This window comes from Pseudomonas sp. NPDC079367, from assembly GCF_044542195.1.
Lineage (GTDB): Bacteria > Pseudomonadota > Gammaproteobacteria > Pseudomonadales > Pseudomonadaceae > Aquipseudomonas.
The window spans coordinates 73931-97512 of the sequence record NZ_JBITTW010000015.1 but is presented as its reverse complement, the minus strand read 5'-3'; the positions used below and the strand labels follow the sequence as shown (position 1 = coordinate 97512).

At 59.0% G+C, this 23582-nt stretch carries 29 protein-coding genes; 1 reads left to right on the top strand and 28 read right to left on the bottom strand.

Features of this window, described 5'->3' with window-relative positions:
• Positions 1-61 precede the first annotated feature (61 nt).
• Positions 62-868 (top strand): tetratricopeptide repeat protein, encoded by an 807-nt coding sequence (locus ACIGDJ_RS14740; RefSeq protein WP_397478857.1) that lies wholly within the window; start codon positions 62-64, stop codon positions 866-868.
• 445 nt (positions 869-1313) lie between these two features.
• Here the strand turns inward: ACIGDJ_RS14740 and ACIGDJ_RS14735 are convergent, their stop codons facing one another.
• The 28 genes from ACIGDJ_RS14735 to ACIGDJ_RS14600 all read right to left on the bottom strand — a co-directional run bounded on the left by ACIGDJ_RS14735 (position 1314) and on the right by ACIGDJ_RS14600 (position 23520).
• Positions 1314-1817, bottom strand: a complete 504-nt coding sequence (locus ACIGDJ_RS14735) for a lysis system i-spanin subunit Rz (RefSeq protein WP_397478856.1) — start codon at positions 1815-1817, stop codon at positions 1314-1316.
• Positions 1817-2239, bottom strand: coding sequence for a cell wall hydrolase (locus ACIGDJ_RS14730; protein ID WP_397478855.1), 423 nt, complete (start codon positions 2237-2239; stop codon positions 1817-1819). The genes ACIGDJ_RS14735 and ACIGDJ_RS14730 overlap by 1 nt, the downstream gene beginning before the upstream one ends.
• 59 nt (positions 2240-2298) lie before the next feature.
• A complete protein-coding gene (locus ACIGDJ_RS14725; protein WP_397478858.1) occupies positions 2299-2628 on the bottom strand; it encodes a phage tail protein in 330 nt (109 codons plus the stop codon).
• Between the two features lie 32 nt (positions 2629-2660).
• Positions 2661-2990 (bottom strand): hypothetical protein, encoded by a 330-nt coding sequence (locus ACIGDJ_RS14720; protein ID WP_101158940.1) that lies wholly within the window; start codon positions 2988-2990, stop codon positions 2661-2663.
• Positions 2990-3943 (bottom strand): hypothetical protein, encoded by a 954-nt coding sequence (locus ACIGDJ_RS14715; protein ID WP_397478854.1) that lies wholly within the window; start codon positions 3941-3943, stop codon positions 2990-2992. Before ACIGDJ_RS14715 ends, ACIGDJ_RS14720 begins: the two co-directional genes overlap by 1 nt.
• Before the next feature lie 54 nt (positions 3944-3997).
• The gene (locus ACIGDJ_RS14710) at positions 3998-4723 is read right to left on the bottom strand and encodes a hypothetical protein (protein WP_397478853.1); all 726 of its coding nucleotides are present in this window, start codon (positions 4721-4723) and stop codon (positions 3998-4000) included.
• Between the two features lie 8 nt (positions 4724-4731).
• Positions 4732-5028, bottom strand: coding sequence for a hypothetical protein (locus tag ACIGDJ_RS14705; RefSeq protein ID WP_397478852.1), 297 nt, complete (start codon positions 5026-5028; stop codon positions 4732-4734).
• Entirely contained in the window at positions 5028-8669 is a 3642-nt protein-coding gene (locus ACIGDJ_RS14700) for a host specificity protein J (RefSeq protein WP_397478851.1), read from the bottom strand. The genes ACIGDJ_RS14705 and ACIGDJ_RS14700 overlap by 1 nt, the downstream gene beginning before the upstream one ends.
• Positions 8670-8724: 55 nt before the next feature.
• On the bottom strand, positions 8725-9312 hold the full coding sequence (locus ACIGDJ_RS14695) for a tail assembly protein (RefSeq protein WP_397478850.1): 588 nt from the start codon (positions 9310-9312) through the stop codon (positions 8725-8727).
• Entirely contained in the window at positions 9309-10091 is a 783-nt protein-coding gene (locus tag ACIGDJ_RS14690; RefSeq protein WP_397478849.1) for a C40 family peptidase, read from the bottom strand. Before ACIGDJ_RS14690 ends, ACIGDJ_RS14695 begins: the two co-directional genes overlap by 4 nt.
• A 3-nt stretch (positions 10092-10094) precedes the next feature.
• Positions 10095-10796, bottom strand: coding sequence for a phage minor tail protein L (locus ACIGDJ_RS14685; RefSeq protein ID WP_397478848.1), 702 nt, complete (start codon positions 10794-10796; stop codon positions 10095-10097).
• Between the two features lie 53 nt (positions 10797-10849).
• On the bottom strand, positions 10850-11194 hold the full coding sequence (locus ACIGDJ_RS14680; RefSeq protein WP_397478847.1) for a phage tail protein: 345 nt from the start codon (positions 11192-11194) through the stop codon (positions 10850-10852).
• Complete coding sequence (locus ACIGDJ_RS14675) at positions 11194-14601, bottom strand: tape measure protein (protein ID WP_397478846.1); 3408 nt, start codon at positions 14599-14601, stop codon at positions 11194-11196. Before ACIGDJ_RS14675 ends, ACIGDJ_RS14680 begins: the two co-directional genes overlap by 1 nt.
• Before the next feature lie 54 nt (positions 14602-14655).
• Positions 14656-14991, bottom strand: a complete 336-nt coding sequence (locus ACIGDJ_RS14670; protein ID WP_397478845.1) for a hypothetical protein — start codon at positions 14989-14991, stop codon at positions 14656-14658.
• A gap of 42 nt (positions 14992-15033) precedes the next feature.
• On the bottom strand, positions 15034-15189 hold the full coding sequence (locus tag ACIGDJ_RS14665; RefSeq protein WP_397478844.1) for a hypothetical protein: 156 nt from the start codon (positions 15187-15189) through the stop codon (positions 15034-15036).
• A gap of 92 nt (positions 15190-15281) precedes the next feature.
• Entirely contained in the window at positions 15282-15611 is a 330-nt protein-coding gene (locus tag ACIGDJ_RS14660; protein WP_397478843.1) for a hypothetical protein, read from the bottom strand.
• Positions 15612-15650: 39 nt separating this feature from the next.
• On the bottom strand, positions 15651-16151 hold the full coding sequence (locus ACIGDJ_RS14655) for a phage tail protein (RefSeq protein WP_258450320.1): 501 nt from the start codon (positions 16149-16151) through the stop codon (positions 15651-15653).
• A gap of 54 nt (positions 16152-16205) precedes the next feature.
• Positions 16206-16592 (bottom strand): DUF3168 domain-containing protein, encoded by a 387-nt coding sequence (locus ACIGDJ_RS14650; protein WP_252885332.1) that lies wholly within the window; start codon positions 16590-16592, stop codon positions 16206-16208.
• Positions 16585-17163 (bottom strand): HK97-gp10 family putative phage morphogenesis protein, encoded by a 579-nt coding sequence (locus ACIGDJ_RS14645; RefSeq protein ID WP_258450322.1) that lies wholly within the window; start codon positions 17161-17163, stop codon positions 16585-16587. Before ACIGDJ_RS14645 ends, ACIGDJ_RS14650 begins: the two co-directional genes overlap by 8 nt.
• A gap of 3 nt (positions 17164-17166) precedes the next feature.
• Positions 17167-17334, bottom strand: coding sequence for a hypothetical protein (locus ACIGDJ_RS14640; protein WP_397478842.1), 168 nt, complete (start codon positions 17332-17334; stop codon positions 17167-17169).
• 10 nt (positions 17335-17344) lie between these two features.
• The gene (locus tag ACIGDJ_RS14635; protein WP_076565740.1) at positions 17345-17677 is read right to left on the bottom strand and encodes a head-tail adaptor protein; all 333 of its coding nucleotides are present in this window, start codon (positions 17675-17677) and stop codon (positions 17345-17347) included.
• Positions 17677-17976: a head-tail connector protein gene (locus ACIGDJ_RS14630; RefSeq protein ID WP_397478841.1), complete on the bottom strand. Its 300-nt coding sequence runs from the start codon at positions 17974-17976 to the stop codon at positions 17677-17679. Before ACIGDJ_RS14630 ends, ACIGDJ_RS14635 begins: the two co-directional genes overlap by 1 nt.
• Entirely contained in the window at positions 17977-18165 is a 189-nt protein-coding gene (locus ACIGDJ_RS14625; protein WP_353188540.1) for a hypothetical protein, read from the bottom strand.
• Between the two features lie 36 nt (positions 18166-18201).
• Positions 18202-19365, bottom strand: a complete 1164-nt coding sequence (locus ACIGDJ_RS14620; protein WP_397478840.1) for a phage major capsid protein — start codon at positions 19363-19365, stop codon at positions 18202-18204.
• A gap of 3 nt (positions 19366-19368) precedes the next feature.
• Positions 19369-20031 (bottom strand): HK97 family phage prohead protease, encoded by a 663-nt coding sequence (locus ACIGDJ_RS14615; RefSeq protein ID WP_252885325.1) that lies wholly within the window; start codon positions 20029-20031, stop codon positions 19369-19371.
• Positions 20032-20049: 18 nt separating this feature from the next.
• Complete coding sequence (locus tag ACIGDJ_RS14610; RefSeq protein WP_397478839.1) at positions 20050-21321, bottom strand: phage portal protein; 1272 nt, start codon at positions 21319-21321, stop codon at positions 20050-20052.
• Positions 21321-23108 carry a terminase TerL endonuclease subunit gene (locus ACIGDJ_RS14605; protein WP_353188537.1) on the bottom strand — a complete coding sequence of 596 codons (1788 nt, stop codon included), beginning with the start codon at positions 23106-23108 and terminating at the stop codon, positions 21321-21323. The genes ACIGDJ_RS14610 and ACIGDJ_RS14605 overlap by 1 nt, the downstream gene beginning before the upstream one ends.
• Positions 23062-23520, bottom strand: a complete 459-nt coding sequence (locus tag ACIGDJ_RS14600) for a phage terminase small subunit P27 family (RefSeq protein ID WP_353188536.1) — start codon at positions 23518-23520, stop codon at positions 23062-23064. Before ACIGDJ_RS14600 ends, ACIGDJ_RS14605 begins: the two co-directional genes overlap by 47 nt.
• Positions 23521-23582: the final 62 nt, after the last annotated feature.

The window sequence follows — 23582 nt, the reverse complement described above, 5'->3', positions numbered from 1 at the left end:
TTCACACGGACGAGAGTGGTGGAAAACGCCGTAGCGATGGATGCTTGCCAGGAGCACAGGAATGGTTTTACCGCAGACGCTGATGGGGACAATTCTAGACGAATTGAATGTCTACTCTCGCACAGAGCAGGACCCTGACCCGTTCACTAAGAATAGGCTGCGCCGCGAGATAAAAAAGCTGGCTAATGTCGACCTCGTTGGATCGATGCTATGCGAAGCAATCCTTTATACGCTCGAAAGAAACTATGTCGGGGTTGCGTCGAAGTTCAAAAGGATTTTGGAACTTTCGCCTAACGATGAAGATATGCACGAGAACTTTGCGAACTCTCTTAGCAGACTTCACAGATTGAACGAAGCTCAAGTCGAATACATGAAGGCAATGCGCTTAACTCGGGTGTCGGAAAGCCTGCTAAGAGAAGTGGCTAACAACGCGCAAATCACTTTCAAGCTTGATGATCTTGAAGAGGCTGTTGAACTTTTCGCTAAAGCGACGGGGAAGACTGATTATTCGGGCATGCCCGAGGTTCGATCCGGCCTTAAACTAATAAATCTTTTCGATTGGCACGAAATAGATTATCAAGATGCAAATAAATTTTATTCGGCAGCTGAAATAGTTTGCATTGAACACGGAATGTCGATTCATGATGGCCAGTTCAGACACACTGGAGCTTTTGGCGGATCTACTCTGACGTTTTATGCGGGCATCGACGCCTCTGCTGATCTGATTGCAGACATGAATTTCGCGTTGTGTGACAAGATTGTTGACGACGGTCTCTCCCCGCTGATGGCAGATCTGTCTTTCGTATTTGTCGCATCTGAAAAAGCCGAAGAGGTCGCCAAGGAGGAACATAATGCCTATAACGTCTGAATGCTTTCTTACTTGGTGCTCCAATCTTTTGAAGCAGCAGGACCTTGGCGAATTTGACTATAGAACGATCGTTAGCAGATCTTATTATAGCGCTTACCATGCGACCTTATCATTTGCCGAACAAACTCTTGAGCTGCCTATAAGCAACATAAAAGGCTCCACCCACCTTAAACTCTCTGAGTCTCTCGCAGAATTTATTTGCGAAAACAAAGATAGAGAGAAAATCATTCGGAGAATTGGAGCTAGAATCAACGCACTCCATACGCTGCGTATTAGAGCTGATTACTATTTGGACGACACATTGTCTGAAAGAGATGCTGTGGGCCTTGTGAAGAACACGAACGAATTGCTTAGCATTATAAATTCCATCCAACGAGAACTTGCGGCATAGGACTCTAAACCCCGCTGATGTCTGATATCTCATTTTCGTTACCGCAAGCGACGGTCACTGGGCCATCGTTTTTATATACGCCTGACAAGCCTGCAACGCGATCAGTCCTCGATCACCGGTGTCGGTTATGGCGATAATTCTTTGAGCATGCGCTGGGTCAAGTCGGGCTCGTACGGTTGCATGATCCACGCCGCCGGCGCCGGTGGCTTTTGGCACGTCACAGCCACTGGCTGAATCCGCGTCGATGAGGACTGACAGCCGGAGATCAGCAGTGGCAAGGCGATCGCGCAGACGATCTTGGTTCTTTTGAGCATCGGTCATTTTCTCGAAGTGGGTTTTCTCACTTGCCGCCAGCCTCTGCTCAAGCGCCAGGCGCCTGTCCTGCTCGGCCTTCTGCGCATTGGCGCCGGCTGTGGCAAGTTGGTTAAGCGCCTCGCCGTGCAACTTGGCCTGCACGGCTAACTGCCGGCCATAGCGCCAGTCCTGAAGCTGCCATGCGCTGCCGAAGCCAGCGAGCACCAGCGCCAGCACGCCGAGCGATTTCCACGGTGCGACCATCACGGTACGTCCTTGAAGAAGATGTGGTGCCCGAGCTTCAGTGTCTGTTTGGCCTTCGCCGCCCACGCCGGCGCCTTGATGCTGGTCGCGTAATAGTGGGTGGCGCCTCCGGTAGGGTCTGCCACCTTGCCGTCGATCACCTGGTCAGCAGCAATCCGACATTGCGCCAGCTCGCGGAACGGGATCTGCTTCACGCCGAGCAGGAACTGATAGTTCGGGTCGGTCTTGTTCCAGCAGCTGAACTGGTACTTCGCCTGGCAGACTCCGGCGTAACCCTCGCCCCACCACGACTTTTCCTTGCCGTCGAACACGCGATTTCGGATCGTCCAAGCGACGGCCACTTGGCCGGCCGTTCCTTCCCCGCGCGCCTCACCCCACAAGGTACGGGCGAGGATGTCGCGGTCTCTTTCGGTAACGGTCATAACTTTTCTCCAGGCAAAAATAAACCCGCTCGATGGCGGGTTTCGGTGTTCGATGAGGTTCAGGCTGCGTCGGGGCCGCTAAGCAAAGGCGCGGCGATGATTTCCGGAATCGACGGCTCAACGGGCCATACCGGCGCCTGATACCAAGTCGGCTGAACGGTCACCTTGCCCAGCGCGAACTTATAGGTTTTCCACGCTTTGAGCGTGACCAGCAACGCGGCCTGCTCTGCCTCATCCTCAGCCGTCGCCTCTCCCACTTCGATACCGAATCCGATCGTGTCGATTCGATCCTGAATGCGGGCAATTTGCGACACCGCTGCACTGTTGCGAGCGGCGAGCTCAGCTTTTGCCAGCGCCAGCGCTTCGGCAGCCTGAACAGCATCCTTCATCGCCTTGGTGATCAATTTGCTCCAATCGATATTCACTTGGCTGCCTCCGTGGGTTGCTCTGGATCCGCCAGTGGTTGCGGCAAACTCACCACACCCTCAGGAACACTCAGTAAAGGTTCCGGGTACGCCTGCTCTGGACTGAAATTGATGGGTAGCGGAAGGAAGATTGTGATCTCAAGCTCCCCGCTCTTTCGATCAACCTGTCCCGCGAACCAGGATGAGCTGATCGCCGTGGCCGGCAAGGTATCGCCCTCTTGAATGGGGGAAAAATCGAAGGTCTCGCCGTTTACCACAAGCGCGTCACCGATGCGGACAACGCTCAGTTCAGCATCACTACGGATGGGTTGCAGATCAATCCTCATCAGAACCATCTCCCAATCGAAAAAATATTGAATGCCACGCTCGAAGTAACAGTCGACGATGCCGGGGAGGCGAGAAACAGACTGAACGTGTTGCCGTTGGTGGCTTCTGCCAAGGGGCACCATGCTGCACGTCCCGCTGCAGCAGGGTCTCGCACTTGAACAAAAAGCAGCGGTGCGGCGGAAAACAATGCGGGCATATTGCCGACTATTGGCCCGGAAAAGCGGTTCGCTGCCACTGCCGACCAGCCGGGGGTTAGGCTGAGAGTTTGCGCAGTGATCATCAGACCTGACGCAAACTTCACCCATGATCCGGCGCTGCTCGAGCCGGATTCAAAAATTGCACCAGTAGGAACGCCGGCGTTTTGTGAGACCGTGCCAAGCACTGCCGCTACAGCAGCAGTTCCCAGCCCGAGCCCGGTGCGAGCGTCAGGAGCATTCTTACCGCCGGTTCCGCCTTGGGCGAGAGACAGTGCTGTCGTCAGATTTGACAAGGAAGTGATGTCACTGTTGGCGCCCGACTTCGCAGCGCCTAATGTTTGCCTAGCGGCACCATCATCAGCATCATTGAGTAATCCCTGCATGAATATCGACAGGTCTGTAATGCCTGTGCCGCCTTTTTGCGTGGGCAGGACGTCATAGTTGCCAGTGGTTCCGAGCGCGGAAAGAGTCGCGCCCCATTGCCGATTGATTTCGCTGAACGCGTCAGCGAGCGCCTTCGGATACCCTTGAACGGGCATGATCGCGTATGCCGCACCACTTGCTGTTGGCCCTTTATAAGCCGGAATGATGGAGATGACAGTGGCGCTGGCGACGTTGCCAATTTCATAGTTCGCACCGTCCGGGCCGACAAATGCGTCACCATTTTTTGCATTAGCAGCAAAATCTGCATTCGTGCCGACAACGGTCGTTGATCCGTTGGTGACGGCAACAGTTCCACCTCTAAGCCACGGCATGGAAGTATCCTAATTCTGGTCAATAAAAAACCCGCACTGGGCGGGCCCGGGTTCTCATAGCGAACGCATGGGTCGTGCTGCAAAAGTGGTTCTGCCGTTTTTGGCAGTGCCTCCCTCAGAACTGACCATCGCCCCGACGTAGCCGTTGAGTGTTGTGCGGATGCCGGCATGGAAGCCGCAAGGCGTCTCAAGCGTCGAGTTGCCGTTGTAGATTTTCCCGCCAAGCAACGTAGAGGCGAGGAAATAGTCCTCGTACGACCCCGTCCATGGCATCTGGCACCCACTCCAATAAACCCCGGATACCTCGCCCCCGCGATTGTCCAGCGACCATCCCTCGTTGATAGGGAAGCCGGTCATCACCAGAAGATTGTCCGCACCGACAAAAATCTGCTCATTTGCAGCATTGCGTAAACGCAGATCGTATTCATTGGGTGGTGAAGTGGACCGGAATGTAGCGACCAGCCAACGCCCACTGCAGTCGGTACTGTTGAAGGGCGCCATCAGGTGCAATTTGAAGTAGAACCCGGTCCAGTTGCCCGGGCCGCCGGTCTGCATCAGCGTGTGATACATGCCGTGGTTGTTCGGATTCAAGAACACGTGTGGCGCTTCGGCAGTTGTTATTGGTGCTGGGTAAGTGATCACCGCCGTGGTGATCGTGGTCGATGACGTGGGGGTTTTCCCGATGGCGTAGCTGCCAGATGCCGCCACGTTCAAGACTTTGTTGTCACTGTCGATCTGGAAGAAATCCTGGCCGTTACGCGACCTGAATCCATAGTCCATGCCGCCTCCTATTGGTAAGTCAGAATAAACACGTTGAGCACCAGACCCGGACCCCGCCGAACTCTGAGCTGCCCTGCCGACCAGAAAACAGCGGGCAAAGCGAGGTTTTCATTCGTGTGGCTGGCGAGGGTCACGCATACAAACGACTGCGCGGTGATCTCAGGCATGCTGATGAAGCTGGTGAAGTCGCTGGTGATGGGCGGCACGGTGACTTGCCTGGTCACAATCGACCGGACTGTCATCGTTGATGACTCAAGCGTCACCCGACCCATCGCGTCTTTCGTTCTCGCACCGTAGTAATCCATCACGTCATCTTCCCGAGCGCTGCACGCTCGATGTAGTTCAAGTCGTAGACGTAGATGCCGTTGTTGTTCAGCAACGTATAACCGGTGCTGGACTGGCCACGAAGCGTGAACGTACCCGCCGGTATATTGATCTCCAGCAGCGGCAACCCTTGCGAGTTGAGAGCCGCCGATCGCAGCGTCATGCCCAGGACCAGCTCCTTGATGAAGGCTTGGCTGATGATTGCAGTGTTCATGAACACCTGGCCACCCTGCACAACAAATGGCGCAATCATTTGGCCGCTCACCTCATCGAGGATCGCGAACCGTTGGGCGAAGGCAAGGATCTGCGACTCTTGCTGTTCACCTTCCACGCCGATGGCGAGGCCGGCCATTACCGTCCTGTTCCCAACAGTGGTGGATGTTTTGATGGTCGTCAGCGCAGACACTTTGCCGTTCAAGCCGGAAACAGCGGTGCTCGCGGTTTCGGCTTTTGCAGTGGCATTGTTGGCAGTGGCCGAGATCGTCTCGATGCGCTGCGCAGTCGCTTCCTTGTCCGTTGCAACCGCAGACTCAAGCGTTGAAAGATTGGCGGCATTCTTCCCCACCGCAGCATCGAGGGACGTAAAGCGCGTCGCTGACGCAAGCTTCTCCTCCGCTATCACCTTCTCACTCGTCACGATGCTGGCCGTGTTCTGATACGCCTTGAGCGCCTCGCTCATTGCGCCGGTGCCGTCATCCTCTCGCCACGCCGCTTGCAGGGCCTGCATCGTTGACGCCTGCGCGGTGACCTTGCCGTCGATGGTTTCGATTTTGGTCGAATGCTGCTGGATCTGCAGCGCCATCGCGTTGGTGGTCTCGGCAATCGTCCCCATGTCGTACCAGAACTCGGCATTCGGAGGAGCAGTGCCGACCGGCACCGCCTTCACCGCCGAGAACAATCGTCCATCAAGCCGGACCACCTCGCCTTTGCTGTACGGTTTGGTCGGGTCATACGCCATGGCGTCGGTGATTTCGCTGATCAGGTCTTGCAGTTCCTGCTTGGCCTGCTCAAGCCGCTCATTCACCGAGCCTTCACCGTCACCAGAAATCTTCCCGATTTCCTCAAGCAGCTTTTGGCCGAGCGCCGACTCCTGGATCTTGCCGAGGAAATATTGCTCGTACTCGGATTGGTCGATGCTTACCTGCCCATTGATACCGTTCACCGCGGGGAACCATGGGCCGACATTTCCAGTTCGATCGACAAGCCGAGCCCAGAAAAACAGGCTGGTACCGGGGACGACGTTCTGCATTTCGTGGTTTGCCTGTGGGTAGGCAAAGTCTGCCAACTTCACAGCAGCGGCGAGGTCGTTGGTCTTGCTGTTCCAGATCTCGGTGCGCTGAGTATCTTCCGCACCAGGTGGAAACCCCCACTCAAGGCCAATGCCGTAGACCTTGCTGACGGTACGTAGGAACGACACTGCCGGCGGCAAACCGGTTTTGCCCAGCAGGTCCGTCAGCACCGAGTTTGTCGGCACCGATGAGACATTCATCGCGCTGACCGCGCGTACCCGCGCCAAGTACTGCCCTGAATAAATCCCGCGAACATCCACCATCAGCTCTCCGGTTCGCGGAACCTTGATCCACTCCCGAGCACCCCAGCGCCATTCGACGTCATACCCTACCGCGCCGGGTGCGGCGTCCCATGCGATGCTCATGCTGGTGACGGCAATGCCCTGCTCAACCACCACGTTCTGGCTGATCAGCACGCGCGCCGGAGCTTCTTGCGTACCGATCGGGATGCCACTGATTGGGCGGGTATCGACGACGGCGCCGTTGTCGATGAACGCGAACTTGCTCGGCTCATGCTGGATGACCTCAAGCTGGTACTGATGCCACTCGGGACGCGTAACGTTGCGGACGTAGAACTGCATGACCTTCAGGTCGTCGAAGTCGATCACCCAGCCGCACTCCGGCTCTGGCACTTCGCTGTAATTCGCGGCCACGGTGACTGCCCGGCCGTTGACCGAACTGATTACCCGCGCTTCGGACTTGCCGCTGGGCAGGTTGACGTAGAGCCTGGCGCCCGTCGGGACGGTCACATCGCGATCGAGGGTGATGACGCGACCGGCCGCCGAAGATACCCGTCCGCCATTCGCTCGCCCCGCCAGCATCGGATCACCGACGGAAATGATTTGGCCGGGTTTGGGGATGCCGCCATCAAGACCTACGCGGAACGTCCCCCCGCGGGTCTGCAGCTGCTCAGTCACCAGCGCCCACTGGCCTGCGCGTTGCGCTTGACCAAGAGACGTGCAGCCAAACGCGTCCACGCTGAGTTCGCGAACGGAGCCAAGCTCGCTCATCGCTTCGTTATCGAATACCGGCTCCTTGTCGGTTTCGAAGCCCTGCGCCGGGTTGTCCCAGGACACCATCGCGGTGGTGTGCCGATCGCGCCAGCGGGTGCCGTCGTATTTGATGGCGCCGTTGTTGAGGATCTGCGACGGGCTGTAGCTGAAAACGGGGTCGCCCGGCATATCCGCATTGACGACGATCTGGCTGCCATCCCAGTACGCCATGCCGTGAAAGATCGAAGCCAAGTCCTGCAGCACTGCGTACGCTTCGGCCTGCTTTTGAAAATACAGGTTGCAGGTGAACCGCGGCTCCTGCCCGCCCTTCCCGTCCGGCACCATCTGGTCGCAGTACTGGGCGATCCGGTACAGCGACCAACGATCAACCATCGTCGCATCGATGCGCTCGCCGAGACCGTAATACGGATGCAGCACCAGGTCGTAGAAAACCCAAGCCGGGTTGTTGGTGTAGGCCTCCTTGAAGGTGCCGTCCCAGATCCCGCCACTGGTACCTGTGCCGCCGGTGGCGTATGTGCGCGTTACCGGATCATAGTTCGCAGGCACGCGCACGATACGGCCGCGCATCAGCACAGCGATTTTTGCGATATCGCCGCCAAATTGCTGGGCGTCGTACTCAATACAACCGACGGACGTGAGCGGGTATTCCTGATCGCTGTCGACCAGTTCGGCGACAGCCTCGATGAACATGCTGTCCTGCACCAGCGAACTGTTGGCTTCCGGAGTGAGCCGGCGCGCCCGCAGCGTCCACTGGTTGCCGTCCGGCAGCTCGATCCGGTGGGAGCGCTCGTACTTGGTGACGTTCTTGCGATCGACAAACGAGGTCAGCACCGTCACGTAGGGGCCGTTGTCGGTTGAAACATCGATGGCGTAGTCGATCCGTACACCGTTGATGTTGCCGCTGGCGTCCTGAGATTGAAGCGTCGGCCAGCTCAGGCGCACGCGCGCGGCGTCGATCATGGAGTTGTTGATGCTGTACAGCCAAGGCGTCGACGTGCGCAGCTCTTGGCCGACGGCTATTTCATTGCTGGACTCGGTGACCCCTGCCAAGCGCTCTTGGTGAAGCTCGCCGGAGCGGAACTGCCATTTCACGCCGGGGTAGTTGATCGTCCCGTCTTGCGCCTGGATCGGCGTCCCGTCCAGCCGCACGGAGCGCAGGCCGTCGACCGGCCCAACAATCGGGCCCCAGCTCCAGATGTACACCAGCCGGGCGGTGGCCAGCGACGGAACGCTGTTGGACGCAATGCTTGGCTGCTTTGGCTTGGACTGCCCGCCCTTTGCCCCGCTGACGGCTCTCCGCTTCTTCGCAACTGCGCTCATGCGCTTCTCCAAAAATGCAAAAACCCGCCGAAGCGGGTTGGTTGTTCCTGATGATTCAGGCGTTGTCCTGGGTGTAAATGCCCCCGGACTCTACGGCGCCGCCGATCTCACGCTCGCCGTACAGCAACGGGTACGGGTTCCCCTGAGCAATCGTCGTCACTGCCGAGCCAAAGCCGTAACTGGGGTTGTTGCCGTCCTCGTTCTTGTCGGCGGTGTTGGCTTTGGTGGTCGGCGACAGCATCTGCACCACGCCGCCCAGGCCGACAGCCGCACCGGTGGCGAGCAGCCCCATGCCGAGCGCGGAGGTGGTGCCGCCAGTGAACAAGCCGGCCACGATCAGCGCCACACCCAAAATCGTTTGGAACACACCGGCCGACTTGCTGCCCTGAATGATCGGCATGATGCGAATCACTTTGGCGCCAGCACCTCGCAAATCCAGCTCTTCCTCCCCGATGTTTCGCTCGTCGAGGAACACGGCGAAAACCAGCCCTCGCTCCTCGGCGGTGCGCAAGAACTTCTCGAACCCCGGCTTCATTTGGCAGAGCGCGCTCATCGCGTCCCGGAACCCGAAGAGATCCAGCCGGTACTCGCGACCGAAGCGCTTGCCCAGAACGCCGCCGAGTTTGATGGTCGTCATGGTCATGGTCGGTAGTCCCTGTGTCGCAGGATCAGTTTCACGCGGTTGGCCATCGACCAGCCGTAAACCTCTCGGCTGGCGAGCCGGCCAGGCATGTGGTGGTAAATAAATGGGCCTGAGCCACCGAGCGCCGGTGCTTGCTCGCTGGCAAAGTGCGGATTGTCACCGAGATAGATGGCAGCGTGATTTGGGTGAAAACACGGCCGCCCGATCGTCGGCACCTGCAGCACCAGCATGTCGCCGCGCCGCGCCACTTCAACTTCGTAAAAGCCGGTGGCCTTGAAGTTGTCCTCGTACAGGCTCGGCCCGTTCTCGTCTTCCCACCAAAGGTCGTGGCGTTCAAAATTCGGAAGCCGCAGCCCGCCCTCGCGCGCGTACCAGTCGCGGCAGGCACCCCAGCAGTCCAGAAGGCCGTGGGAGAAATCGCGACCCAGCAACGGCGCTTCGAAGCCCGACGGCTTGAACCACTCGAACTCTCCGCCAGGCCAGCCGACGATACCCCACGGCAGTTCGTGCAACTCACAACTGACACGGTCGGCCATGCTCGGCATGGGCGCCTTGTCTGGGTGGCTATGGATGATGGCCAGCACCTCGCCCAAGTCCTCGGCGGCAGCCTGGTCGCGCTCGTCGATCTGGAAATTCTCCCGATCCGACTTCGCGCGATTCGTGCACGGCACGTACTGGCGACCGGTCGAGGTTTTCACCAGCAGCCCGCACGCTTCGCCCGGGTAAGCGCGCTCCGCATGGGCGCGGATTTCGTCCTGCAGCTTTTGATTGATGCGCATTGGCTACCTCGAACTTGCGATAAGGCTTGCACCCATGGAACCGCCGAAGCGACGCGTGTTGCCACGCAGCTTGCAGCTGCTCCACCACCCGCCGCACTGGTCGAGCGCGGGGTTGTCGGTGGTTTCGTTTTTCTTGGTGAACATCGCAGCTCCCATGTACGCGCAGGCCTCACCGCGATAACCACCACGGCACGCCCACCGGCAAAGCTTGGTGATCTGCTGGGACGGCAGCATCTGCCCTTCCATGTCGGTAGGACTGGACATCGAGAACGTCAGCGAGTCGAACGTCTCCTCGGTTTTCTGCTCGATGTACCAGATGTTTTTCCGGCTCTGATTGCCCGCCGTGGGGTTGCCGTCGGCAAAGTTGGCGGCGTCCAGGTAATGGCGGAAGGTCTCGATGACGGTGAACTTCGCGCCAGCGAGGTCGCGGAACTGCAAGCACAGGGCCGTGATCGCGCCGCGCACGCCGCCAAGCTCGTTGGCGATTTGCAGCGTCGGCGCGGCGGGCCGCCCGTCGCCGCGAATGTCGAATCCTTTCGCTGTGATCTGCAGCGGCGAGTAGAGCTGCCCCTGCCAGACAATGTCGCCTTCCTGTGCATGACCGTGGAACCGCCAGAGGTTCGCACCCAGGCGTGTAGCGTCGAGCTCGAACAGCCGGATCTGGTTGCCCGGCTCGAGCTTTTGAATATCGGCGTTGTAATTCATGGGACTCCAGAAACAACAAACCCGCACTTGGCGGGGTCAGTCATTGCGTTCAGTCAGGGGGTGTAGACCTGCTTGAAGGCGAAAGTGAGGGTGAATAGGCCGGGTCCAGCAGCGCGTGGCTTGTACCCGTTGCACCGATACCGCCCACGGACGCCACCAGGCGGCGTCCAGAGGAACGACTTGTAGCCTTCATGGCGATCGAGGAACGCCCAGATCAGCGGCAGCTCCTCCCCCTGCTCCATCGAGCCGGTGTGCGTGAGATTCCAGACTTGGCTTTTCGTGTTGATGCCAATGCCGCCGGCCTGCACATAACCGTCGCCAAACTCGTTTTCCCACGTCCGCTGGGAGACGTCGCCATCGGCGCCCACCTCAACATCGTAGATAAATTCCTCGGCCATCAGCCTCGCCTCCAGAGTCGCCCGCCTTGGCGCATCTCCCGATCAAGAAACTGTCCCATTCGAGCTTCAAGCGCCGCGCCAATCGAATCGCCCTGCGCCTGTGCTTCCTGATTGCTCATGCCTGGCTGAGCCTGAACGGTCACTGGCGCGCTGAAAATGATGGGCGCCGGCGCAGACGCGGGCGAACCACTACCCGCGCTCGAACCGGATTGCCCGACCAAAGCAGCTTTCCCGTTGCTCAGCGCTTCAAGCGTGCCCACGCCAATACGTGCCGTCGCGTCGGCATTGAACACGTACTCGCCGCGGTGCACCGGGCCGGCGATCTCGTCTCGTCGACCGTCGCCGGTGTAGCCGCCCTCCATGAAGCCAGCGCCAGCCATTGCGGTCATGCCAACGGCGGACGCTAGCGGTCCAGTAACGCTCAGGGCTGTGGCCATTGCCGCCGGCGCAGCGGCCGGGCCGATGATCGGGATTGCGGCTGTCGCGGCATAAGCGTTCAGACCCGCCTGCAACGACATCGCCGCGGCGTTCGCGCCGAGCGTGCCCGCAGCACTCGCTTGCGTGGTTTTACCGACAAGCATTTGCACGCCCTGGTAGATCAACCACTGCGCCGCCATGTCGCCCAGCGCCTTGAGCATCGACTTCGCGAAGTTGCCGACCATATCCCCCAGCGCATCGCCGGCGTCTTCCGCGCCGCTCGCCACGTCAGCGAAGAAGCTGCCCAGCTCACTCGTCCCGGTGCTCAGCGCGGTCGAGGTCACATCGGCAGCGATCTGCGAGTAGTCCCTGGCGGCGTCCGCGTAGTTCGCCCAAGCCTCGTTGACGCCATTCATCCAATTGGCTTGCTGCTCATCGGTGGCCGCATAGAAGGCTTCCTGAGCGAGCAGCCGTTTGTCCAGCTCATCCTGCAGGACCTGCGTTTCCTTGGCGTACAGTTCCGGCAATAGCTGCCCGGTGTTGCGCTGCTCATTGAGCGCAGCCACGTCGGCGGCGTACTTCTGGCGCATGGCCAAGTCCGCGCGCATCCGGTCGCGCGCCTTGTCGCCCATGCCTACGCCAGCAAGTTCCTGGTCGAACCCGTCCCGGGTGGTTTGAGTAGTCAGCGCCTGCGCGTTCTTGAACGCCGTCAGCTTCAGGTCGTCTTCGTTGGCCTTCTTCAGCTTGTTCAGCGCGTCGAGCTCGGCGGCCATTCCCATCAGCCGCTTCTTTTGCGCCTCGCTGAGTTTCCCCAGCTTGCCTTCCTGAAGCTCGAACGAAAGCTTATGAACTTCGGTGGCGTCCTTCTGTTTGTCACCGGTGGTGTTGATCAGCTCGATCTGACGCTTGTAGCCTTCCTCGGCGGATTCAAAGTCCTTGAGCTGCTGCTTCGCAGCAGACTCGGACGCGCCGGCGTTCTTGCGCGTTGCTTTGGCAGCGGCATCGTCTGCGGCCTTTTGATCATCAACAGCTTTGGCGCGCGCACGAATAGAAGCAGCTACGGCGCTCTGGGTATCGATATTCTCTTTGAGAATTACTCGTTCCGCCGCTTGAGCCGCTGTCTTGTCTTGCAGCGTAGCCAGCTGTTTGTCGAGCTGTTCAAGATACTTTTCGCCTGCTGCGGTCGCCTCGGCCGCAGCTGCTGCGTTACGGCCAAGCCCATCGGCTGACTTGTTGTTCTCCGCTGAGAACGCAGAGAGCGCGGCTTGGTTTGAGGAAAGCGACGCCGTCAGCTTCTCTACATTGCCAGCGCTTTCCTCGATCCCTTGCGCCATTGATTCGGAAACGACATTCGGGAACGCACGAACCTTGTTCGCTACTTCAGACCAGTCAACAGCGATGCCGGCCGCAGAGTCTTTGGACGCCTTCTTGACGATATCAAGTGCAGCCTGTGCATCTTTTGGCAGGTTGACGAACCCGGCGGCAAGTCCCGCGTCTGGTCCAGCGGCACCAGCTCCCCGCAAACTATTTTCAAACTTGTCTGCGATCGCACCGGCAGACTCTTCGACCTTGCGCTGGGTCTCTTCGATTTCAGACCGAAGTTCGCGCAGCGTAACCGCCTGAGTCGCTCGACCCAGTTCGTTAAACTTCTTGATCAGAACGTCAAGTGGCGCCGAGAGATCGCCGAGTTTTTTCTCAAGGAAGCCAGTATTGTCACGCAAAGTCAGAAACGCAGTAGCTGCGCCAATTGCCAGCATCGCTACGCCAGCCGGACCGCCGAGTACGCCGAGCAGTGTCGTCGATGCGCTTCGAACTCCAGCTTGGGCGATCGCGACCGCATTAGTTGCGCGGGCTTCGACGGCACGAGCCTCAGCCAGTTGCAGTGACATCTGAGTTTGAACAGCAGTACCACGAGCGGCGAGCGCTTCTTTCTCCGCCAAAAATACAGTCGTCTGTGCTTTTTGCTGCTCAGCTTGAGCGACCAACAATACAGACGCCGCCTGCGTTCTTCGCGCGGCGGCATCCTGGATCGCTGATTTGACAGCCACCGCTGCGTTACCAACTGCAGCCCTGCCATATCCCGCCAGCGCACCGATGGCAGCAAGGATCGCGACATCCGCGAGGGTTTCGAAGTTTTCTCCAATTACCCCTATACCACTGGCCAGAATGCCAGTTGCGTCTGTTGTCTCGTTTAATTTTCCAACATAGGAAGTGAACGCATTTTGCAGATTCTGCACTGCATCGCGCACCGCGACGCTCATTCCATCGGCAAGGATGCCGTTTGCCTCTGCAGACTTTTGAAGGCCTGTCGTGAGAATGTCTAGACTGAGTTTCCCCTGCGCTCCAAGACTACGGATTTCCTCCGATGTTTTGCCGGTGGACTTCCCGATCGTGTCGACCACAGTGGGCATAGCTGCCAAGATAGACTGCCAGCCGTCAGCCTCCACCTTGCCCGTCTGTAGCGCTTTTGAATAAGCATCGATGGCTGAACTGGCTTTATCAGCCGAAGCCGAGTTGGTCACCAAAAGGAAACTAAAGCTGTCCATCACGTCCAGCGCTTGGCTGGTGCTGTAACCCATCGACTTCAGGCTGTCTGAAGTTCGGATGTAAAGCTCTTGAGCTTCAGCCAGCGGACGATATGTGCGCTTGGCAGTTTCCAGTAGCCGCTGCTGGACGAGCTCATACTCGGCCACGCTACTGGTAGCCATGCCGATACGGTCAGACATCTGACCGTATGAATCGGCTGCCTCGATTATCTTCCCAATACCCGCAGCCCCGATAGCTGTCGCCAGCGCGGTCTTTATCATTCCGGAAGCATGTTGGGCCCGCTCGCCAGCCCGATCGAAAGCCTCGTCAATGCGGCCCAGACTTTTATCGATCTTGCCCGACGCCTGAGCAACGCTGGAATCCGCGCGCGCCATTTCCTGACGCAACTGGGCAGTGGTCGCCTCGATGCGGACGAGCATCCCATGAACGTCGGTATCGGCCATGCTTTTCTCCAGACATAAAAAAACCCGCCGGAGCGGGTGGTAAAGTTGATAACACTAATGACAAAGCTTCGACCAAGCCGCCTCAAATTCACTTGAGCTCATGCGGTTGTCGTTCTCGAAAACAACCATTTCTTTGGTTGCGGCGATAAACCTTCTGAAACCTGCATAACCTCCGAACGAATTCTTCGAATTCACTTCACCGCAAAAGCCACGCTGATTACGAAACTGCGCGCTGTCAGGATCCTTCAAAACCCCTGACACAAACTCCCTTGCCACTCGCTGATATCGTATTTCGGTCATCTCCGCTTTATGCCTGGCTTTTTCCGCCTCTGACTGCCCACAAGCAGCCAACGTAAGCAATATCGGAACCATCGCTATCAGTTTTTTCATTCGTCAATCCCTCGCCCGTAATTGGTGGAGATTATCAAAATGCTACGCAGCCTGCCGCCCCGTCAGCGCCTGGCGTAACTTCGCCGCCACGGTCGAGGGCTTCGGCTTCTCTTTCTTCCCGCCAGGCTTGCCGCCGAAGGGGTTGGTCATTTGCGTCCATTCGAGCTTCGCGTCCATGGCCAGGAACAGCTCAGGCATGGGCGTGCGCCAGGCCAGATCCGGCGACCAGCCGAGCCAGCCAGTGGCTACCGCATACAGCCGGTCGACGTAGCTGCCATCCTCGACAGCACTTACGCCGCCGCCGGCTTCGTCTTTCCCGGAGCGGTACCGCGCGGGTTGTACAGCGCCACCAGGTAAGCGTTGAGCTGCACAGACACTTCCAGAACGCCGGCCTGCCAGACCTGTTCAGCGACAGCCTCGGCGTCCTTGCCCTTCAAGCCAGCGCCGCCGGCGATGATCACCGCGCAGCCGTCAACACTCAGCGCGTTGATTGCCTGGGACGCGCCGCGCAGCCCACCGAAGTGCGCCTCGATCGCGCGAACGGCCTCGAGCGTGGGTTTCAGTGTGTAGGTCTCACCATCCAGCACAACGTCGACGGTACCGTAGAGGGTTTTGCTCATGCGTCAGATCCTTGTAAAGCGGGGCCGAAGCCCCTCAGATTACGGCGCAACGGCGGCCGGGAGGATTTCGAGGATGTCGGAGTTGATGCCGATCGTGACGTTGCGGCGAACCACGTTGTCAGCGGCGCCAGCGGCGACGGTGTTGTTCATGACCTTGCCACGCATGTAGAACGTGGTCGGCAGCACCGCTGGCGTTGCGTCGGGGTCGCCATCGTTCAGGGTGATCTTGATGTTGTAATCGCCCTTGCTGCGGTCCTTGTGCGCGACCTTCAGCGCAGCCTGGCCGGCGTCGCCATTGTCGAGACCTACGGTCAGGGTCATGTCGCCGGCGTCCGCGGTGCCCTTGTACTTGCGCACCCGGCCGTCGCGCAGCGAGGTGAAGGTCACCGAGCTGAAGGTGTCGCCGAACTCGCCGAGGTCTTCGATCTCGCCCACTTCGACGTAGGTGTCAGCTTTGTAATCCGTTTCGGTCGTGGCGCCGGACTTGGTGCCCAGCGAGAATCGGCAGCCGGCGGCTGTGTTGAGGTTGTCATCGGCCATGGGTAATCCTCCAAAGGCACATTGGATAAAGCCGCGGTGCGGCCGGTGTTGGGTTTAATGGGTGGTGATGACGCGGACCGTGATCGATCCCTGGTACGTAACGCCGTCGGCGTCACGCTGCGCATCTGCTTGCTCAACCCTGACCGATACTGCCCGGCCAACAGCCAGAGGCAGGCGGCGCTCGTCCAGTGCTGAAACGACCTCGCCTATGATCCGCTTTACCTCGGCCTGGCCATGGGCGTCTGACCAGACCGAAAGGTAGATCAGTCGTTGCTCGCGCTTGCGGCCCGCGATCGGGGAAGTGTTGGTCGAGATCTCGCGGTCGATCGAGACATACGGCATGTCGGTGTCCATTGGCGCGCCGTCGTAGACTGGGCATGAAACTTCAGCCTCAAGCCTGGCGAATACCGCTTCCTGCAGAGCAACAGACGGATCACTCATTTCCAGCTCCCATGCTGGCTTTGCGCAGCGTCCTGGATACTGCGGCGCGGATGTTGGCCAGGACGAATTCGCGGTTCACGTCCTTGGCTGGCCGCAACCATGGATGAGCCGGCCGGGCTGGAATGTCCGGGTACTTGCCGTAGAAGGTGGAGCCGTCGGACTTGTTCTTCGTGTCGCGCGCGCGCAATGCGTTGCGTCGACCGGACAGCTTGGACTTGTCGCGGTTGTTGGTGTGCTCACCGCCCACGGCGTTACTGTCCGCTCGACGGTATAGCGTGCCGCTGTACCCTTTCGTCCCGTACTCCAGGAAGCGCAGGTAGAAGAAGCGCTGCGTGTCACGCTTGCCCCGGATGCCGATCTCGGCGTTCAGGCCGCTCTTGGAGACGAACACCCTCAACGCAGCGGAAGCGGCGCCGGTGTCCTTCGGGATGAGTTGCCTCATCGTAGCCAGGATCTGATCGGCACCTTCCCGCATCACGCCGACCAGCTCGTTATCCATCGTGGCGTGGATGTTGCGCAAGGTTTTGCGCAACTTGAAATCGCCGGACATGCGCGACCGTCTGGCAGCCATGGGCTACTCCTTGGCCTTGGCCGGCTTATCTGCCGGAGCAGCATCAGCCACTGGCTTCACCGCCCCGCGCTGAATGAGCGCGGCGCCGAGCTTGGCGTCGACCACAAACTCTTCGCCTCTTTCCCGATCGCCAGTGGCGCCTGACAAGGCACCCAGTGCAATAACTTTCATAAATTCACCCTCAAGGGTTGGGGACGTTTGAGCAGAGCAGCCTGAGCATGCTGTGCTCGTTGTCGATCAGCGCGGCGCCGATCAGGTAGGTGGTGGTGATTCCTTTCGCCGTGTGCACGATGCGATTTCCTGCGACGGCATCGGCCCTTGGCCGGACGCGGATCTCGGCGGTGACCACAGCCTTCAGCTGCTCGGCCACCGGCGCAATTCGCCCGGTCGGGATGGTTATCTCAGCCCACAGTTTTCCAACTTCAGTCCAGACGACTTTGAATCCGCCGGAACCGTTCGGGGTGCGCACCTCTTTATGGATGGCGCACCGGTGACGCATCGGGCCTGCTCTCATCAGAAACGCTTCCTTGGCCAGAGAAGTCGGTCAACGGCCAGCGGAACAGCCGATGAAATAGTGCCGATCACCACGGCCTCGCGGTTGGCGTACCAGTGCCCAACGAGCAGCAGTACCGCCTGCTCGACGTCCGGGGTGAAGGCCATTTGCTCAGGACCGGTCGGCGCCGATTCGACGAGCTCACGATCGCAGTGCATGGCCACGTGCGCCTTTGCGGCATCGAGGTAACCGGTGATGATCGAATCTTCGTCGTCGCCGTCCACTCGCAGGTGGAGCTTCACGCGTGCCAGATCGATCATTTAGGTTGCCTTCGCTTTCTTGACCGAGGTCGGCTTCTCTTTTGGAGCGCCGCCGGCTTCGACTTCCTCGGCCAAATCCATACTGATCAAAGCCTCGGCGATGTCATCCGTTACCGGGCGCTCCTCGAATTGATCGAAGTGGCCGGCGTGATAGTGCGAGAACTGACGCAGAGCGCGAATCGTCTTCATGCTGTGATCGGGGCAGTTACCTGCCCCCTCCCGTGGTTATGCTGCAGGGGTGAAAGTGCCTTTGATGATCGCGGTCGGACGATAGTGGGTCACCGCCAAACGCTCTTCGCACAGGATGGTCAGCATGTTCTTCACGAAGTTGTCGCGATCCTGGTTGCTGATCTCGATAGTCGCGTCCATGCGGTCCCAGATTTGCGATGCCAGGTCGAAGCCGCCGACGGTGAATGTACCTTGTGCCTGAGCCTTGGTTGCCACCACCGGCAACCCCCACATGACCTTGGCCGCGAAAGCCGCCGGGCCACCGAAGATGTAGCGACCGTCGGCGTCTTTCAACAGCGCGATCGCGTGCCAATCACGCGGGTTCAAAATCAGTCCGGACGCTTCAAACTCGGACTCGCTGGTTTGGAAGATTGCATGGGCAATCTGGTCTGCGCGGGTGTCACCGGCCGCATTGAGCGCGACGTCGTAGGCGCTGGCCACTTGGTTCAAACCGATCAGGTTATCGCCGGTACCGTCACCGTTGAGCAACTGACCTTCTTCGACCAGATCCAGACCGAACAGCAGGCGACCGTTTACGTAGGACTCGAGCATCGGCGCATCGTCCATGATCTGGCGCGAGGCCTGAATCCAGTGGGCGATGGTTTTGACGTTGGCCGTTTCCTTCGTGAAGGTCAGCTGCGACTCCGGCTTGAGCGCGCCTTCAGCCACCGGTGCGGCGCTGTTGGTGAATACGTTCTCGCGCACGTACTCGATGGCATTGGATGTAGTTCGACCCTGCGCCAGCAAGTCACGGATAGTCAGGCGCCGCAGGCCTGGCATCAGGATGCCGGCGTTCTGCTGCGGCTGAACCAGTGCGCCTGCCGAAGCAGCGCCAGCGCCCAGGGCTTTGCTGAAGCTTTTCACGTCAACCTTGCCGGACGTGGAACCGTTCCAGCCTTTTTTGAGGTCTTCGGCGGCACGTTCGGCAAACGACTTTTTGGTTTCCGGGTTGTCGAGGTTGCCGGTAGCGAGCTTCGATTCGAGATCGAACAGACGAGTGCCGGCGGTTTTCAGTTCGTCCTGGACGGTTTGCAAATCGGTCTGCAGCTTTTTGCTGATCTCGCCGGTGCTGCTGATTTCTTTCTTCTGCGCATCGAACAGTTCGGTCATGTTCTTCTGCGCGTCTTCGATCGCCTTTTGGATTTGGGCCAATTCGGACATGGTTTATTTTCCTACAGATGGGAAGGACTTGATGCGCTGCAAGAGCGCGGTGATTTCGCCACCTTCGGAATCACTCCGAACTGCGGACTTGAACCGGGCGATGAAGCCCAGGGCTTGCGACTTCGAAAGCCCAGCCGAATCCCTCAGCCAGTGCTCAACGTCGCGAATCGTGGTGATCGATTCCATGCTCTTCATGGACTCGACGGTTGCTTGTTCATTGGCCGGGAAGGTGCAGATGCTGATCTCACGAAGGGCTTGCACATTTTTGAAAGCACGGCCGGTATCGATCATGTCGAAGTCGTCTTTGAGGACGGTGAATCCGACGGACATACCTTCGACTGTCTTGTGCTCCATGGCCGCGCGTAGATCGGTGGACACCGACAGGCCCGGGGTCAACTCGCCGTGCGTCAGCAAGCCTTTGCTGTCCTCTTCGAGCGACAGCCATTTGCCCACCGGCAACTCCCAAGTGCGATGGTTAAAAAACATTCCAACCTGACGGCTTTGGCTCGATAGCGCTTTTTTGAAAGCGCCGGGCAGGATGATGTCGCCGTCGCTGTCGACCACGCCGAAGACGCTCGCGTAGCCCTCGAAAGTCCCCTTTTTTCCGGACGAATCGAACTTGATCTCGACCTGATCAAAGGCCAAGGTCTTTTGAATATTTGACATTGGGTAGCTCCAGAAAAACTAAACCCCGCTAGGTGCGGGGTTCGTTTGGCCAAGTTGGGTAAGCGGCACGTTCTGAGACTGCCGGGTTGCGACATCACCACCAGGCAGTGGTGGCCGGTTATCAATGCGGCGTCCTTCGTTGATCGTTAGAAGCCCCGTGTCCACTTTGGTCTTCATGTAATTCGCCCGCGCAGTCGAGTCACCACTCAACAATCCGTCGCGGTTGTGCTCGGCGTGGATTCGCCCAAGGTCTGCCGGTTTGACAAGCCATCGTAGGATGCACCCCTCCCAGATCTCGAGGTATGCGTCGAGGCTGTACTGGAGGAATCCAAGGTTCTGCTGCTCGATGCCAGAGCCCCAGCTTGTAGACTTTTCAACGTCGCCCACCAGATGCGGTGGCACGCCGAAGAAACGGGCCAACTCGCTGACCTGGAACTTGCGGGCGGCCATCGTTTCGGCGTCTTGAGGGCTCACGCCGATGGGCTGGGTCGTAAACCCGCCCTCCAAGATCCATAGGCGTTTCTTTACCGGGCCGCCGGCGATCTCCTTGAAGTTGGCCTCCGTCTGGTTGCGCTGCTCAGAGGTGAGCAACTTCCCATCGCCCGTCATGAGCAACTGAGGCGATTTCGCGCCATTGGCGTAGAAGTCGCGCTGCTGATCCTCCATCGCTACAGCGACGCTCGCTGTCTTGGCGGCGAAGGCGATCGGCGAGAGGCCGACCAGACCGTTGAAGCCGAAGCCCTTGAGATGGAATATCTCGGCTTGCTTGAAGTCGGCGTACTCGGTATCCCTTCGATACCGGTAAACGATTCGCTTCCCCTCAAGGCGAACGTCCATGTTCACCGACATCAGAGGCACAAGGCTGATGACATCACCGACGCCGTTGCGCTCGATCAGGGCGTACGCGTTGCCGTAGTAGCAGAGCTGCATGGTCATCGCGACGCGAAAGTCGAAGGCCGTCATGAAATCGTTTGGTCGGTACTTCAACAGTCTGGCCAGCGGTTGGTCCAATCCCACCTTGGTCCGGTCCTCCCCTTTCGTTTCAAACACATCCAATGGCATGCACGCGGTGACGCTGGAGATAAGCCGAACACAGGCGAAGACTGTAGCGATTTGCAGGGAGCGCTCGTCCGTTACGGCCGAGTCGCCGACCTGGCCTGTGGCGGATACTGGCCCCGTTTGCGAACCCTTCTCTGACGTCGACAAGCGACCGCCGACAAAGAAGCTCGCCAAGCGCGCCCAGAATGGGCTGCGAGTGCGCAGGTCAATGCTGTAGTCGGTATCTGCCATTACATGCTCATCGGTCGATTGAGGAAGTCATCAAGGTTCTGCGTCACGGTTCTTTGCTCTGCTGCGCCCACGGCCATAGCCAAGGCAACTGCGCCGTCGATCCGGCCAGTTCGTTTTCGCTTCGAAAAGCATCTGTTTTCCTGAGCGTCGGCCTCCATTACGGCTGACGCGACGTTCCAGGTCAGGCATGGGTTTTCCAATACCTGAATCTGCCCGGTGAGGATCAGGTCCTCCACCAGGTCAATGGAGTGGGTCATCCAGAGGTTCGACTCGCGCGCCGGCCGGAAACCTTGTCCATGGGGGACCAGGTTCAGCTCAATCCCCTGGGCCTCCAGCTCTATCTCCAGATAGGTCATGTGGTACGGGTCAAAGGCCAGCGCCTTTATGTCGTACTTCGCGGCGAGCTCGCCCAGGCGTTTAGCGACGAAGGCATAGTTGATTGCCTTCCCCGGCGGTGCGTGGATGTGTCCATCCTCAAGCCAGACGTCATACGGGACGCCATCGATCGCGGCGCGGTCGAGCATCGTGTCCTTGGGCGTCCAGAACTCAGCGATTGATTTCCCTTGTTCCGGGAAGTACAGGTTCAGCGCCGTGAGGTCGCGCTTGCCTGAAAGGTCGAGTCCCGCATAGCAGGCTTCGCCGGCCAGCTTCTCGGGGTCAAACTTCGCACAGCAAGACAACCAGGTGTCGATATCAACCCATGGGTTTGCTGCGTCCACCCACTGACAGAAATTCAGGCGGCGGACAGTGCTCGCTTTGGCCGGCATACCCTTCGCATCGGTCACCTGCTCACGCAGATACTTCGGCTGAAATGTGTGGCCCAGCGATGGGTTGGCCTTGCCCCAGCACTTCTCATCCTTGAACGGATCGTCGCCTTTATCCAGCGAACAGATGAAGGCAAAGAAACCGTCGTTGAAGTGCCGGTGCCGCTTGGTCACACCCTTGGCACCAGCCTCGCAGACGTTCACGCCGAGCTGGTGATAGCTGTAGCAAACCGAATTACGGTCGTGCCCGCTGTTGGTGATCATCAAGATCAACGCTTGGCGCCGGCCCTTGGTGCCCGCCCGCATGAACTCGACGGTCTTGTTGTTCTTGTGTTCGTGGACCTCGTCGATCAGAGCGCAATGCGGACGCGGACCAGACTGCCCATCGTCGGAGCTGATCGGGCGAAAGAACGATCCGGTTGCCAGGTAGGCCAAGTTCCAGACCTTCTCATCTCGGCCCGACTTCTTGATTTTCTTCATCAGCGCCGGCGACTGATCGACCATCGCCACCGCATCCCGGAACAGGATCATTGCCTGATCACGCTTCGTTGCTGCGGCATAGACCTCAGCGCGCGGCTCGTTGTCTGAGGTCAGGCAGTAGAGCCCGATGCCTGCTGCCAGCGGCGACTTGCCAGAGCCTTTTCCCGACTCGATGTACACGGTGCGGAATCGCCGGAAGCCGTCGGGAGCCATCCAGCCAAATATCGAACCGACGATGAACGCCTGCCAAGGCAGCAAAACGAACGGCAAACCTTCGTGCTCGCCGCCGTTGAGCTTCAGCACTGTCTTGAAATACCGGATAGCCCGGTTGGCTTTTTCGAGATCCCAGGTCAGCCCGCGCTTCGGCCCATCTTCAAGGTCTCGCAAGTGGCGACCACAGGCGTTTCGAATATCTGGACCGGCCAACACCTTGCCGGCGTAAACCTCCTGAGCCCAAGCCGTTACTGGGTCGACCGCATAGGAAACCTTCTTGACCTCAATTGAAGAACTCGTCTTCCGGGTCTTTGCTTGGAGGTTCGCCAATGGCCTGGACCTTGGATCGGGCGGCGGGTGTCATGCCGAAATGGGTAAGGTAAGAGAGCAGCCGGCGGTCGGCGTCAGCCGCCATCGCGACGGCCGGGTGCGCTTTTATAAGCCCGGCATCGGTCGAATAGGTATGGCCCTCTTCGGAAATAACTTTGGTCAGGCGGCGAACCTCGGCGGCGACTTCGCATAGCCGCTCAAGCGTTTGCAGATCGGCTTCAGTGAGCACACCCATCGACGCGGCGAGCGGGCAGAATATTTTCCAAACCGCCTGGCCCTCGGCCGTCATCGAGACGGGCGCCGACTGATATGATGCGACCGCGAGCTGAGGCTCCCGCTTGTTTTCCCGACTGGCACGCAAAGTGCCGGTGACCTTTTTTTGGGTCGTCGGGGCGGGGGTTCTTCCCTTCAAAAAAAACTCTCCAATTCTGGCTTTTTGCGTAAAGAGGGTCGAGGGCGGTCCTATGTGGGGAA